This is a genomic window from Blautia pseudococcoides, from assembly GCF_001689125.2.
In the GTDB taxonomy this organism is placed as follows: domain Bacteria; phylum Bacillota; class Clostridia; order Lachnospirales; family Lachnospiraceae; genus Blautia; species Blautia pseudococcoides.
In genome coordinates, this window is record NZ_CP015405.2 from 3,416,411 (window position 1) to 3,431,697 (window position 15,287).

Annotated in this window: 11 protein-coding genes; all 11 read right to left on the reverse strand. The window is 49.6% G+C overall.

The features are described from left to right. Positions 1–4 precede the first annotated feature (4 nt). Positions 5–889 (reverse strand): Hsp33 family molecular chaperone HslO, encoded by an 885-nt coding sequence (hslO, locus tag A4V09_RS16265; RefSeq protein WP_065543265.1) that lies wholly within the window; start codon positions 887–889, stop codon positions 5–7. Positions 890–955: 66 nt separating this feature from the next. Beyond that, positions 956–1,720 (reverse strand): class I SAM-dependent DNA methyltransferase, encoded by a 765-nt coding sequence (locus A4V09_RS16270; RefSeq protein ID WP_065543266.1) that lies wholly within the window; start codon positions 1,718–1,720, stop codon positions 956–958. 223 nt (positions 1,721–1,943) lie between these two features. Next, entirely contained in the window at positions 1,944–4,151 is a 2,208-nt protein-coding gene (bglX, locus tag A4V09_RS16280) for a beta-glucosidase BglX (protein WP_065543268.1), read from the reverse strand. Between the two features lie 17 nt (positions 4,152–4,168). Continuing rightward, positions 4,169–5,767 (reverse strand): response regulator transcription factor, encoded by a 1,599-nt coding sequence (locus A4V09_RS16285; protein WP_065543269.1) that lies wholly within the window; start codon positions 5,765–5,767, stop codon positions 4,169–4,171. After that, positions 5,748–7,538, reverse strand: a complete 1,791-nt coding sequence (locus A4V09_RS16290; protein ID WP_065543270.1) for a sensor histidine kinase — start codon at positions 7,536–7,538, stop codon at positions 5,748–5,750. Before A4V09_RS16290 ends, A4V09_RS16285 begins: the two co-directional genes overlap by 20 nt. Positions 7,539–7,545: 7 nt before the next feature. Further along, positions 7,546–8,448 carry a carbohydrate ABC transporter permease gene (locus A4V09_RS16295; protein ID WP_065543271.1) on the reverse strand — a complete coding sequence of 301 codons (903 nt, stop codon included), beginning with the start codon at positions 8,446–8,448 and terminating at the stop codon, positions 7,546–7,548. An 11-nt stretch (positions 8,449–8,459) separates the two neighbouring features. Then, on the reverse strand, positions 8,460–9,383 hold the full coding sequence (locus A4V09_RS16300; RefSeq protein WP_065543272.1) for an ABC transporter permease: 924 nt from the start codon (positions 9,381–9,383) through the stop codon (positions 8,460–8,462). Positions 9,384–9,545: 162 nt separating this feature from the next. Beyond that, positions 9,546–11,054, reverse strand: a complete 1,509-nt coding sequence (locus A4V09_RS16305; RefSeq protein ID WP_065543273.1) for an ABC transporter substrate-binding protein — start codon at positions 11,052–11,054, stop codon at positions 9,546–9,548. 227 nt (positions 11,055–11,281) lie between these two features. Then, entirely contained in the window at positions 11,282–12,130 is an 849-nt protein-coding gene (locus A4V09_RS16310) for an alpha/beta hydrolase (RefSeq protein WP_065543274.1), read from the reverse strand. A 246-nt stretch (positions 12,131–12,376) separates the two neighbouring features. Continuing rightward, complete coding sequence (locus A4V09_RS16315) at positions 12,377–12,550, reverse strand: DUF4250 domain-containing protein (protein ID WP_065543275.1); 174 nt, start codon at positions 12,548–12,550, stop codon at positions 12,377–12,379. A gap of 15 nt (positions 12,551–12,565) precedes the next feature. After that, the gene (gene clpB, locus A4V09_RS16320) at positions 12,566–15,148 is read right to left on the reverse strand and encodes an ATP-dependent chaperone ClpB (RefSeq protein WP_065543276.1); all 2,583 of its coding nucleotides are present in this window, start codon (positions 15,146–15,148) and stop codon (positions 12,566–12,568) included. Positions 15,149–15,287: the final 139 nt, after the last annotated feature.

Below are 15,287 nucleotides of genomic sequence, written 5' to 3' on the forward strand. Positions count from 1 at the left end.
TTCTCTACCCTCTTTTGCAGCGTTTTAATATATTTTTCATTTCTTCCACAGAGAATGTATAATTCCTGTTGCAGAAATGGCAGTTCATCTCAATCTCTTTCCCCTCATTGATCATGTCCTGCAGCTCTTTTCTGCCCACAGAGATGAGCGCTCTTTCCACCCGGTCTTTGTTGCAGTTGCAGTAGAACTGTGTGGGGATGGTCTCGTTGATCTCTATGTCAAAACCATTCAGCAGAATTTCCAGCAGGGACTGGGGGGTGTGGCCCTCCTCCAGCATGGTGGTCACAGATGTTACATTTTTCAGGTTTTCTTCCAGACGGCTGATCACCTTTTCCTCTGTAAAGGGCATGAGCTGGATAATAAAACCCCCTGCCTGTTTTACGGTGTTGTCCTTTTCCATCAGAACGCCTAAGCCTACAGAGGAGGGAACCTGCTCGCTGGTGGCGAAATAGTAGGTCAGATCTTCGGCGATCTCACTGGTCTGCAGTACGGTCTGGCCTACATACGGCTCTTTCAGACCCATATCCTTGATCACATTCATGAAGCCCACGCCTACAGCTCCCGCCACGTCCAGTTTTCCCTTGTCGTTTGCGTGGAGGATGACATTGGGGTTGCCCACGTAGCCTTTTACATTTCCTTTGGAATCCGCAGTCACGGTGATACCCTCCAGAGGGCCTCCTGCCTTGACCTGCAATGTCAGTAAATCTTTATCGCCCTTCATCATAACACCCATCATGCTTCCGGCTGTGAGAAGGCGGCCCAGGGCTGCTGTGGCCACGGGGCTTGTGTTGTGTGCTGCCCGGGCGTGCTCTGCCAAATTTCTTGTGGTTGCAGCAAAGGCACGGATCTGGCTGTTTGCTGCGGTTGCTCTTACTATATAGTCTGCCATGTTATTTCTCCTTTTATTATAATAACTCACAGGTGTATTTCTGATGGTGCAGCCTGTGGAAATCGCTTATTCTTTTCCGCATTCCTGTGCAAGGATATAGATGCGCTCACTGTCTTCCTTTACCGGGTCATGGGTAAAGGCATCATAAGCGGTCAGGAATTTCATGCCGGATGCCTCTATGACATGTCTGATCTCCTCCAGGGTGTAAGCTTTCTGGTAGTGGACTTCCTCGTATTTGCGGTAGAGGATCTCCCCGCTGTGCTCCTCCGGGATGAAGAGGGAGAGGTCGTATTCGTTGATGTTCTCCTCCTCATCAAAATAATTGTCCCAGATAAAGCTGGCATCCTCCCTGTCCTCAGCTATGGTCTGTTCGCCCAGGATTTCCCTGTATTTGTAGGGGGTGTTCAGGTCAAATATGAAAATGCCTTTTGGATCCAGGTAATTATTGACCAGACGGAACACTTCCTGGAGGTCTTCCTTTTCTGTGATGTAGTTCATGCTGTCACAGATGGAGACTACTGCCCGCACAGTGCCGTAAAGCTCGAATTCGCGCATGTCTTGCAGAAGGTAGAGGATGTCCTGGCCGTCTTCCGCTTTTTTCTCCATGGCGATCTCCAGCATGTCCGGGGAATTGTCTATGGCTATCATGTCGTAGCCGGAAGATGACAGGATCCTGGTGGCATTGCCGGTGCCGCAGCCTAATTCCAGGATCAGGCCGTCTTCTATGTTATATTTTCTCAAAAGCCCGGTGAGATATGTGCACCATTCTTCATAGGGGATGTTGTCCATGAAGAGGTCGTATACGCGGGCAAAATTTTCGTAGGAGCTCATGGGGTGCCTCCGTGGGTTTTTTCTTTTTTATACTATCACGAAAAGGGGGGTGGTGCAAGAGGGGGCGGGACGCAATGCGGACGGGATGCAATGCGGACGGGATGCAATGCGGACGGGGGATCCGGTGCGGCGTCAGGGTGGGCGGAAAGGAAAAGAAAAAATCCCTCTCCTGCTTGTTACAACTATAAGCGGGAGAGGGATTGTATATGTATTTAATTTTTAGTTAGGGTAAGAGGGTGAACCGGGTTTGGTTGGTGGTGGTGCTGTCGGTGCCTATGTAGAGGTCGAAAGTGCCGGGTTCGCTTTCCAGGCGGGAGTGTTCGGTGAGGAACCGGAGGTCCTGGTCGGTGATATGGAAGGTTACTTTTTGGGATTCACCGGGCTGGAGGTGGATCTTGCGGAAGTGTTTCAGCTCTTTGACGGGGCGGACGACGGTGGCGGCCCGGTCGTGGATGTAGAGCTGGATGACTTCGGTTCCGGGTAAGGAGCCTTCGTTTTTTATGGTTATGGAGGCCTGGATGGTTTCGGTTTTGGTCATTGCGGACTTGTCCAGCTCTATGGGGGAGATGGAAAAGGTGGTGTAGCTCAGGCCGTATCCGAAGGGATATAGGGGAGCATTGGGGATGTCCAGGTATTTGGAGCGGAAGCGGTCTTTGTCTGCTCCGGTATAGGGACGGCCGGTGGCGTATTCGTTGTAGTGGACAGGGACCTGGCCGACACTGTAGGGGAAACTCATGGGGAGTTTACCGCTGGGGCTGAAGGTGCCTGTGATGACGTCCATGATCGCGTGGGCGCCTTCGGTTCCGGGCATCCAGACCTGAAGGATGGCTTTGGCTTTATGGGAAAGCGCTCTGATGTCCAGGGGTCTTCCGGAGAAGAGGATGACTGCAATGTTCTGGTTTACCTGGTAAATTTTGTTGAAGAGGGTCTGCTGGATCTCTGGTATCTGTATGTTGGCGTTGCTGGTGGCCTCGCCGGACTGGACGTAGTGCTCGCCTAAGGGCATGATGACAAGATCTGCTTTTTTGGCGGCTTCTATGGCCTCTGTGAGCATTTTCTGCTGCTGAACGGGGGAAACGGGTTCCCCGGTCTGCTCTGTGAAACCTTCCAGGTGGATGTCGTTTCCAAGGAGGGAACAGCCCGGATGGAAGGCGGCTTCTGTGCTGTCAAGGAATTCCAGGGCAGCTTCCCGGAGGGTCAGGGTGTCTTCTGGGCGGCCGATGAAGGACCAGGAGCCTGACATGCTGCGGTTGTCTGTGTAGGGTCCGATGAAGGCAAGGTGCTGTCCTTTTTTCAGTGGGAGCACGCCTTCATTTTTCAGGAGGACCAAGGATTTGCGGGCGGCTTCCCTGGCAAGGGCTTTGTGTTCTTCACATAGGATGATCTCTTTTTCTTTGGTCTCGTCCGCGTCTTTGTATGGGTTCTCAAAGAGGCCCAGTTTGTTTTTCAGTTCCAGAATGCGGAGAACTGCTTCGTCTATCAGCGTTTCATCCAGGATTCCCTCCTCTATGAGAGTTGTCAGATGCTCAGAGTAGATGCCGGTCATCATGTCAATGTCAACGCCTGCCTCGGCTGCTCTTACGGCTGCCTCTTTTCTGTCTTCGCAGTAGCCGTGGTAAATGATCTCCTCAATGGCAGCCCAGTCGGATATGAGAACTCCGTCAAAGCCCATCTCCTCTCGCAGGATATGGCGCATGAGCCATTTATTTCCGGTTGCCGGGACTCCGTTTATGGTGTTGAAGGAGGTCATGACCAGGGCTGCGCCTGCGTCGATGCCGGCTTTGTAGGAGGGAAGGTAAAATTCACGCAGGGTGTGTTCGGAAAGCTCCACGGTGTTGTAATCGCGGCCTGCTGTGGGGGCACCGTATCCTGCAAAGTGTTTCACACAGGCTGCTATTTTGTAGGGGGCTTTCAGATCATCCCCCTGGAAACCCCGGACCATGGCCTCGGAGAAAAGGCAGTTTAAATAGGTATCCTCCCCGGTGGATTCCATGACTCTGCCCCAGCGGGCATCCCTTACCAGATCCACCATGGGGGCAAAAGTCACATGAAGGCCGCTGACGGCAGCCTCTTTGGCTGCTGCGGCTGCTAACTTTTCGGATAACTCCGGCTCGAAGGTGGCACCCTGTCCCAGAGGGATGGGGAATATGGTGCGGAAGCCGTTGATGATGTCCAGCATGAAGAGCAGCGGGATTTTGTGCGGATGTTTTTCCATGTAGTTTCTCTGGATCTCTTTTATTTTTGATGCGCCGAGGGCACCTAAAACGGAACCGGCCTGGGAGATGTTCTCCTCTGTGAAGCCGTTCTCCTTCATAGGGCCTGTGATGACGGTATCGTCCATGTAAAAATTGCCGGCCACCTGTAGCATCTGATTCACTTTTTCCTGAAGCGGCATATCTTTTAAAAGTTGGATTAATTGTTGTCTTGTCATGATCGTTCCTCTCTGTTTTATTGCTTCTTTATAAATTTTCTGCGGTATTCCAGGGGTGAGTATCCTGTGTTCTCCCGGAACATTTTTGTGAAATAGGAGAAATTGCTGTATCCCACATAGATGGAAACCGTGTTGATGGGCAGGCTGCTCTGGGTCAGCATCTTTTTCGCCGCCTCCACCCGTTTCTGCATCAGGTAGGCGCTGATGGATATGCCTGCCTCTTTTTTAAAGATTCTGGACATATAGTCCACATTCAGATATACGAGTTCAGCTAAGGTCTCCCTTCTGATATCCTCCTGGTAGTGTGTGTCTATGTATTCTTTTAGCTGGTCTGCCACGGATTCGCTTTTGTTGATGTATTTTGTGTATTCCACAGCCCTGGTCACCAGGTGGGAGGCAAACTGCATGGCACCTTCCACACTCTCCAGGGCCTCCTGGTAATATTGTTCGTTCTCACTTCCGGCAAAGAGCAGATGGGCCTTGATCTCCCTGGCGGCAAGCCAGGTGTAGGTTATCTGGGTAATGTCCATGCGGAAGCTTTTTAATATGTCACGTGTGACCAGCTCGCGCCCTGCAAGCTCTGTCAGGTATTGCCGCATACTGCCTAGCAGCGCTTCCGGTTTCTGTTCGGCGAGAAGGGCCTCCCACACTGCGCGCTGTTTATTCTGATAAGAAATACAGGGCTGCCGGAAATCGGACAGATACAGGACTTTATCCCACACCGTCAGACTGTTGTCCCGCATATCCTGTAACTGGACGAGGCAGTCATCCAGAACACTGATCTCCACGCTGCTGCCGGCTCCGCACCAGATATCCATCTGCATGCGTTCCCCCAGCAGATTCCGAAAAGAGGAAAATACACCTTCCTCGCTGAGTCTTTCCAGATTCCGGACCGCGCCCCGGCAGATAACCGTATAGCTGTCCTTCCCACAAGGAACTACCGTTTCCAAAGCCACCTGATAAGCGTCTGCCAGCTCCCCCAGAATATTTTTTATGATAAATAAAAGAATGTTTTCATCCCAGTGCTCCCTTTTCTCTCTTCCTCCTCTGCCGGACAAATGCCAGAGCACAGCCAGAAACCTGTCCTCCGGCTTATAGTCCAGATGTCTTTTTTGGATTTCCTCCTCTATGACGGCTTGTTTTAGCCTGCCCAAGAGCAGCTCAGACCAGAAATTTTTCAGAAGGATTTCCCTGTTCTGTTCCCAGATTCTGCTCTCCTGGCGGTAAACCTGATAATTCCGGGCCGCCTTTACCCTGTCGGATGCCTTCTGAATGGCCGCGGTGAGTTTTGTAAAGTCTATGGGTTTCAGCAGGTAATCCACACTGTCCAGGGCAATGGCACGGCGTGCGAAATCAAACTCGGCATAGCTGGTGAGAAATATGGCCTGCACCTCCCAGGCTTCCCTGCGCACCCACTCCATAAAATCGAAGCCGCTGCCTTTGGGCATGACAATATCGCTCACGATCACATGGATGGGCATGAGTCCCATGACCGTCTGGGCCTGCTGCATGGAGGACGCCGTATAAATCTGCTCCACATCCAGCAGGTCCCAGTCCACATTTTTCTTAATACTCTCTATCACATATTCCTCATCGTCAACCAATAACAGATTCATCCGTACCTCCCTGAACCGTTTTGTCTGCCAACCCCGGACCAAGATCCTTCTTATGTTTCCGGAAAGGAATGTGGATATCCACAATGGCCCCCTGAAGAGGGCTGTTGTCAAAATTGATCTCCCCCTGTCCCCCGTAATAATAACGGAAACGCTTCAGACAGTTTTCAATTCCCACATGACTGCCGTTTTCGCTGATTCCCTCCCCTTGCTTCAGCCTCTCCAGAACATGCTTGGGAAATCCCCTTCCGGTGTCGGAAATATACAGATTGATGTATTTCCCCTCTTCCCTGTCCTCCGGAAATGCTGTGACTGAGATCAATATCTTCTCCTCCAGGGTCAGCGCGTGTTTTGCCGCATTCTCCACAAAAACCTGGAGCATGAAAGGGAATATCTCCCCATCCTCCACCTCTTCATCTATCTCAAAATAGTATTCAAAGCTGTCCGGATAGCGCAGGAGCAGTATTTTCAGATAGTCCTCACAGTGTGCTGCCTCCGCTTTTACAGGCACCAGACCGCTGGTGCTGCGGAATACATACTGAAGGTAGTCTGAGGTGGTCTTAGTCATCTTACGGGCAGTACCGTACTGTTTAAAATCTATCATGCTGTATATAAAATTCAGGCAGTTCAGATAGAAATGAGGCCGGATCTGCAGCTTCAGATAATCCATCTCTATCTTCTGTTTCTCCAGCTCCTGTTCATACAGGGTGATCTTCAGACGGCGGATCTGATGTATCATGTTCTTGAACTTGCCGTCAATCTGCTCCAGCTCCATCAGGTTGTTTTCCGTGATGTGGAAGGTATAGTCATCGTCATCATATTTTGTCAGGTTATCCGTAAATTTCCGAACAGGCTCCAGCAGATATTTTTTCAGATATAAGAGGATGGCGGCCCCGGCCAGGACCATTGCTGCTGCCAGGACTAAAAGAAATCCCAGGCTGCCCATCATGACGCCCAGTATTTTGTCCCCTGATATCTTCATCTGGATACCAAAAGGTGCCTGTTTCAGATTTTTGCCAAGCGAATATCCACTGTTTGCTTCACGGGAATCCGGTTCCTGTTCGATGCCTTTGCTGGTGATCTGACCCACCACCCGGTTTTTAGCGTCCACCAGACGCACATAGCCGTCATCCCCCACGATCGTGTCTGTGAAAGGCTCCAGAATGCTTTTCACATTCACGTAGCAGCCCATGTACACATCCTGGCTCTGGGCTATTTTGCAGATATAATTTTCTTCGCCGCAGTCCATACGGTTCCACTTCTTCTTGACCGAGTAGGAGGTATCCGTGATAAGCCCCAGTTGGTTTCTCACAGCATCCTCCAGATCCTTATCTATGTCATACCCCTCTCCTGTCATGGTCAGCATGGTGAACATATCATTTTCCTTTAAATACAGGAAAAAGTGGTATTCTGTGCCGTACTCCCACGCATAAGAGAGACAGATCCTCCGCAGGTTGCTGACCGCGTTGTTTATTTTTACAGAATCATCGGAATGCTCTATGATCTCAATATAGTCCCCCAATACAGAATACCCCTGGTTCTTTTCCTTGATATTGGAAAACAGGCTCCGGCTGATCCGCAGGAAGCGGTTGTCCAGCTCATCTGTATAGAGCCTTGACATTTCGTCCATCTCCTGAATGGCCTGCTTTCTGGTCCTTCCAAGGAGCATGGCGCTGACACCCACATACACAGCCAGCACCACCATGAGAATGATGAGGATGGCCTTCATCTGCTGAGCCATACTTTTTTGTTTTCTGTATTTTGGAACTTTCATGGGTTTTTTATCCTTTCACTGCCCCCAGAGTGATTCCCTCCGAGAAATATTTTTGAAGGAATGGATACACGATAAACAGCGGCAGCATGGCTATGAACGCAATGGCCATTCGTATGGATGTGGTGGGAAGCTTGGCTACCTCCGCGCCGATATTTCCCACGACTTTTCCGCTTGCCAGGTATTGGATATCCGTGATCATCTGATTCAAAAGGTTCTGAATGCCGAACAGCTTCTGTCCCTGGTTCCCTGATAAATAGTATAAACCATTGGTCCAGTCGTTCCAATAGGCAAGTCCGGAAAAGAGTCCCATAGTCACAAGGATGGGCTTACCCAGAGGCAGCACCACACTGGTAAATATCTTCATATGCCCTGCCCCGTCTATCTTGGCCGCTTCAAACAGGGCATCCGGTATACTTGTGATAAAATAGCTGCGTATCATCAGCACATTGTTGGCACTCAGCAGCAGGTTCGGCAGAAGAAGCGCAAAAATCGTATTCTTGATGTGAAGATAATTCACATACATGAGATATGTAGGTACCAGGCCGCCGTTGAAGAGCATGGTAAAAAATACGAAAAAGGTCAGTGCCCTTCTGTGGGGAAGTGTCTTGATGGTCAGCGGATATGCCATCAGCGCGGACAAACTGATATTCAGTATGGTGCCCACGATCGTGACAAATATAGTGACCCCGTACGCGCGCAGTATTTTTTCTCCCTGTTTGATAATGTACTGGTAAGCGTAAAGGCTTAATTTCTCAGGAAAAAATGAGTAGCCGTTGCGGATCAGTGTATTTTCATCTGTGACGGAAGAAATGAACACCAGTACAAAGGGCAGTACAATGATCCATGTCATAAGGATCAGAATTATATTGATAAAAAACTGATACCGTTTTTCTTTTGCTGAATTTTTCATTCCCTCTCCTCCTAAAACAATGCCTGTTCTTTATCTACTTTTCTCACGACCCAGTTACTCAGCAGAACAATAGCAAATCCCACAATGGACTGGTACACGCCTGCCGCGGAGGACATACTGATATTTCCCCGCTCAATGAGTGCTCTGTACACATAGGTGTCAATCACATTGGTGGTCGGAAAGAGAACCCCGGAATTCATGGACACCTGATAGAACAGGCCGAAATCCGAATAGAAAATACGTCCGATATTTAACAGAAGCAGGGTGATAATGGTAGGTACCAGGCTTGGCAGGGTGATTTTTGTGATCTGCTGCCATTTGGTTGCGCCGTCCAGGCTGGCGGCCTCATAGTAGGACGGGTCAATGCCGATGATCGAGGCGATATAGATGAGGCACCCATATCCGACACCCTTCCAGCAGTTGGCAAATACCAGGATAAAGGGCCAGTATTTCGGCTGCTGATACCACTGCACCGGTTCTTTTCCAAGAGCGCTTAAAATGGTGTTGTTTATCAGGCCGTTCTCGGAACTGAGCAGTGCGTAAACAATGTAGCTCAGGATCACCATGGACATAAGGAACGGCAGCAGAATGGCGCTCTGGTAGAGCTTTTTCATTTTATTGTTCCGCACTTCACAGATCAATATGGCAACCGCGATACCTACGATCATATTTACCGCTATGAAGGCAACGTTGTAAAGCAGTGTATTTCTGGTAATGATCCATGCATCCTTTGACTGGAATAAAAACTTAAAGTTATCCAGACCGCACCAAGGACTGGCAAATATGCCTTTTGAAAAGTTCAGCTTCTTAAAGGCGATCACGATTCCTCCCATGGGAATATAGTTGTTGATCAGCAGGTACAAAAGGCCCGGCAGCAGCATCAGGTATAAAGGCCAGTGCTGTTTGTAGACACTGAGCCTGGATTTTTTCTTCATATTCTTCCTCCTCTGTCTTAGAGCATGTCTGAAAATCCCTTCCGGCACACCCTGGCAACGGTTTTCTTTCCGGCAAAAAAGCTGCCGCACTAAGAGCTTTTTTGTTTCCTAGCGTGTGTCTGAAAATTGCTTTCAGCAAGCTGCTGTCAAAAATGATCCGGTCTATTTATTCTCTTCCAGCCATTTGTCAAACTGTTCCTGTTTTGCCTGAATGACCTCATCAATACCTGCTGCCTCAAGAGCATCCAAAAATTCGGGCAGATACGTCTCAGGGTCAGCGGAACCGCTGTTCAGTGAGCCGGTGTACTGTTTTACAATATTGGCAAGCGCGGCTACCTGGCTCTCATACTGGGTATTGTCAAAGCAGAAGCCCACTGCTTTTGACTCTTTTGCGGAATCGTTGAATTCCTCCATCTTCTCCCAAAGCTGGGGATCAGAGCCGGTCCATTTGTGTGCGATGAACTGGTTGGGCAGCTCCCAGCCCAGATTCAGGCTGTATCCCACATTGTCGGCAGTGATGCCTTCCGGATAATTAATGATGCCGTTTTCCTCATCCTCTATGACATAATCCACTCCTTCCTCACCCCAGTTCAGCAGATTCATGATCTCCGGGCTGCCATAGATATAATCCAGGGTTTCCATGGTCTTTTCCGGGTTCTCTGAGTTCTGCGCAATGGAATAGATAACGCCGTTGTAGGTCTGGCAGTTTTTGATCGGGTAGTCTCTGAACGGAACAATCTCAAAATCATACCCGGTTGAGCTTTTGAATTCCACGGGCGTTCCCGGATGATAGGCAAAAAACAGGGAGAACAGATTGCCCGCCTTGCAGACAGTGCGCCAGTTTTCTGTGTCTGTTCCCGCGTCCTTGCTGATATATCCTTTCTGATACCAGTCATAGAGCATGGTGGTGGTATCCTTATACCAGTCGCTGGCAAAGAAATTGGTGATGGTAGTGTCGTTTTCCTGATCCATGAGCACACCCAGGTAGTTGGCATCTGACAAAGGGTCGCCTCCGAACAGCCTTGTCACCGGTGTATCTCCCTCATTGATGGAAAACAGCATGGTCATGTCCGGCTCCCCTGTCTTTACTGCCTCAAACACAGATTCCATGTCCTTTGGAGCTTTGACCGCGGATGTATCTATGTTGTATTTCTCCACCAGGTCTTTTCTCATGAAGACAGCAGGGATACTTCCCCTTTCTATTTGGTTTGGCACACCGTACATGAAACCATCCACTGTGTTGCTGTTCAGTACATCTTCACCGTAAATGTCCTTCAAGTTTTTACCGTACTTTCCCACCAGTTCTGACATATCCATGATCTGTCCGCTGTGCATGTACTGGATGGCATTGGTGGCATTTGTATAAAAGCAGTCAATCTTTTCATCACCGGCAAGCATAAGCTGAAGCTGCTGTGTGGCGCTGGCCCAGGGGAGGACTACAATGTCCAGATTTGCATTTACTTCCTTTTCCAGGATCTCATTGATCTTCCCCTCGATCCGCTCTTCGTCGGCGGGCTGGCTGCCCTGCAGCACCATGGTCACTGTGTAGGGGGCCTTTCCGTCCTCCCCGGACGCTGTCTCCCCGCCCTCACTGCCGTTCCCGCCTCCGCAGGCTGCCAGTGATAACACCATGGCCCCTGTGAGCATGGCAGCTACTATCTTTTTCTTCATGTGATTTCCTCCTTCATTTCTGTTCCTTTGATACGTCTATGGTATTCTTTTCCCCGTTTCTTTTCTATAACTGGTCTGACTTAAAAATATCACTGATTTGACAAATGAAGACAACATCAAAAGCCTGTATACCTTATTTATATCTTGGTATACAGGCTTTGTCCCGGCTCATATGAAATTATCCTTGTAACGGTTCAACGGTATCCGCCCCGTTACTCTCCGCTTTTCTACACCAGTTTCTCCTTAAAAAATCCTGTGATCAAATCCCACACCTGTCTCTGAAAGAAGCGGATATCCGCATGGTCCGCGCCTTCCAGGGCGATAAGCTGTACTTCAGCGCCTTTTTCCTCAAGAGCGGCGTACATGGCCTCGCTTTGGGAAAAGGGGACTGTGCGGTCACATACCCCGTGAAGCAGTAAAAACGGCGGTGCCTGTTCTGTCACATAGCTGACCGGGCACGCGTTCAGGGCTTCTTTTTGGTGATGGGCTGCGTTCATACCTATCAAAAGAGATTCCGGTGCGGCCTGCATATCCCTTGCCGTATCCACAGGCATTTTGGTAATATCTGCAGGAAGGTACCAAGGACAGGCTGCCTGTACAGCACTTGAATACTCCAGATAGTCCCCTGTATCAAACTCTCCTCTGTCCCCCGTCAGCGCAGCCATGGCTGTGAGATGTCCGCCTGCGGACTCCCCCATAACGCCGAAATGTCCGCTGTCTATGCAGTAACGCTCCGCGTGTGCCCTCAGATACCGGATCGCTGCTTTTATATCCTGAAGCTGAGCAGGAAATACGGCTTCATTGCTGGTCCGGTACTGGACGCTGGCAGCCACAAATCCCTGTCTTGCCAAATCCGCCAGATAGACCAGATGGGCACTTCTGCTCATCTGCTGCCAGGCTCCGCCGCATATCCAGATAATGCACGGACTTCTTTTCTCCCCCTGTTCCGGAAAAATAATATCCATCTTCAAATCTTTCGTTGTATGCCCAAACCAGTCACGCACCTGGGCGAAGGTGACATTGGTGTCCACGATATACTGAGGCTCTTTGATCTCTACTTGAATTGTTCTTTTCATTGCCTGATCCTCCTGATCTTTATTGCTGCGTAACAGTTCAAAAACTGAACCGTTACATAGCCGCGCACTGTATTCTCTCCCTGCTCATATAAATACCTGCCTAAACATTGAGCAGAAATCGCAACGGCTGTTTCTGAATGTTCATCTGCTCTTATTCTATCACATATGCATGTCTTGGCAAGACATAAAAATCGTAAAAAGCCCATATGCCACAAGATTTACATCTTGGCATACAGGCTTTTTGTTTCAGATAAAACGATTTAATTTTTCATCATAGGCGTAGTCTATTGCGCCCAGTTTATTCTCCAGGTCTTTTCTGTCAAGCTGCAGGTCTTCGCACATAGCATCCAGAGAAGAATAGAAATCTCTCAGTTTCATGTTGGCAAAGCTCAGCAGCATCACCGGATCTTTTGGTATCATAGTCTCTCTCACCTCTTATGCCCTGCGGGCTGTAAGTTCACCCTTTTCCACATCAATGACAATGGTGTCCTCTGTGCCCACATTGCCGGAGAGAATGAGTTTCGCAGTCAGTGTCTCCACGTATTTCTGCAGGTAACGTTTCAGAGGACGCGCGCCATAAATGGGGTCGTATCCGCCCTCAATAATATAATCTTTCGCCGCATCTGTCAAGCGCAAAGAGAGTTCCTGGTCTTTTAACCTCCGGTTCAGATCCTCAACCAGCAGATCCACAATACCGCCGATATTCTCCTTGGTGAGCGGTTTGAACATGATGATCTCATCCAGACGGTTCAGGAACTCCGGACGGAAGTGCACACGCAGGTCCTTATCAACCATATCTCTGGCTTCCTGGCTGATCTCACCGCTTGGTTCAATGCCGTCCAGAAGATAGGTGGAACCCAGATTGGATGTCATGATCAGGATCGTGTTCTTAAAGTCAACGGTGCGGCCCTGGGAATCTGTGATACGGCCGTCATCCAACACCTGAAGCAGAACATTGAAGACATCCGGATGTGCCTTTTCAATCTCATCGAACAGGACTACAGAGTAAGGTTTCCTTCTGACAGCCTCTGTGAGCTGTCCGCCCTCCTCATATCCCACATATCCCGGAGGCGCTCCGATCAGACGTGACACGGAATATTTCTCCATGTACTCACTCATATCAATACGCACCATATTCTGCTCGTCATCAAACAAGGCAGCCGCCAGTGTCTTGGCAAGTTCTGTCTTACCTACACCGGTTGGTCCCAAAAACAGGAAGGAACCGATGGGCTTGCTGGGGTCTTTGATACCGGCTTTGGAACGGATGATGGCGTCTGTTACCTTTTCCACGCCCTCCTCCTGACCGATCACACGTTTGTGCAGCTCTGCCGCCAGACCCAGGATCTTGGTCTTCTCGCCCTCCGTCAGCTTGGCAACCGGGATACCTGTCCAGCGGGAAATGATCCTTGCGATCTCCTCGTCCGTGACACTCTCGTGTACCAGAGACAGATTCTGGTCCTTCACTTTCTCCTCCTCGATCTCTAACTGTTTCTGGAGCCTGGGAAGTTCGCCGTACTGAAGTCTTGCGGCCTCGTTCAGGTCGTAATTTCTCTGGGCAACCTGGATCTGTTTATTCATATCTTCAATTTGCTCACGCAGTCCGGAAAGCTTTTCCACAGAGGATTTTTCATTGTCCCACTGGGCTTTCATTCCGTTAAATTCATCGCGCAGCTCTGCCATATCCTTCTGCAGATCCACCAGTCGGTCCTGGCTGAGACGGTCGTTCTCTTTTTTCAGGGCAGCCTCCTCAATTTCCATCTGCATGATCCTTCTGCGCAGGTCATCCAGCTCTGTAGGCATGGAATCCAGCTCTGTCTTAATAAGGGCGCACGCTTCATCCACCAGGTCTATGGCCTTATCCGGCAGGAACCTGTCGGAAATGTAGCGGTTTGATAAGGTGGCTGCAGCTACCAGCGCACTGTCGGTGATCTTCACGCCGTGGAATACCTCGTAACGCTCTTTCAGGCCACGAAGAATGGAGATGGTATCCTCCACGGTTGGTTCGTCCACTGTTACCGGCTGGAACCGCCGCTCCAGGGCCGCGTCTTTTTCAATATACTGGCGGTACTCATCCAGAGTGGTGGCACCGATACAATGCAGTTCACCTCTTGCCAGCATGGGCTTCAGCATATTGCCTGCATCCATGGCTCCGTCCGTCTTGCCTGCGCCTACGATCAGATGAAGCTCGTCGATGAACAGAATGATCTGTCCTTCACTTTTTCTCACTTCCTCCAGCACTGCTTTCAGACGTTCCTCAAATTCACCTCTGTATTTGGCGCCTGCCACCAGGGCACCCATATCCAGGGCAAAAATTTTCTTATCTTTCAGCCCCTCCGGCACGTCGCCCTGAACGATCCGCTGTGCAAGGCCCTCTACAGCCGCGGTCTTACCAACGCCCGGCTCACCGATCAGTACAGGGTTATTTTTTGTTTTTCTGGATAAAATACGAATGACATTACGAATCTCAGCATCCCTGCCGATGACCGGGTCAAGCTTCTGCTCTCTTGCTTTTTCCACCAGATCCTGGCCGTATTTGTTCAATGTGTCATAGGTGGCCTCCGGATTGTCAGTGGTCACACGCTGGTTGCCCCGCACAGTGCTAAGTGCCTGCAGAAAGCGCTCCTTTGTGATTCCGTACTCCTGCCAGATTTTCTTCATGGACGGGCTTGGGTTGTTGATAAGGGCCAGAAACAGGTGCTCCACGGAGACGTATTCATCTCCCATGGCCTTTGCCTCGTCCTCGGCACTGACCAGTGCTTTATTCAGGTAATGTCCGATATAGGGCTGGCCGCCGGATACTTTTGTCCGGGCATTTAATGCTTTTTCTACATTGTTCAGAAAGTGTTCTTTCTGGATCTCCATTTTTTCAATCAGTTTCAGGATCAAGCTGTCTTCCTGATGTAAAAGGTTATATAGTAAATGCTCCTGTTCGACCTCCTGGTTGCCGAACTCGTAAGCTGTCTTTTCCAAGTCCTGAACTGCCTGAAGTGATTTCTGTGTAAATTTGCTGATGTTCATAAAATCCCTCCATTTCGAGATTTGAGCTTTTTGTTATTTGTTCTAGTGCTAATATAACACTATTTGTTAGCACTGTCAAGAGTCGAGTGCTAATTTATTGTACCGCACCGGAAATTACTCGTTTCCACAGTTGGAACGT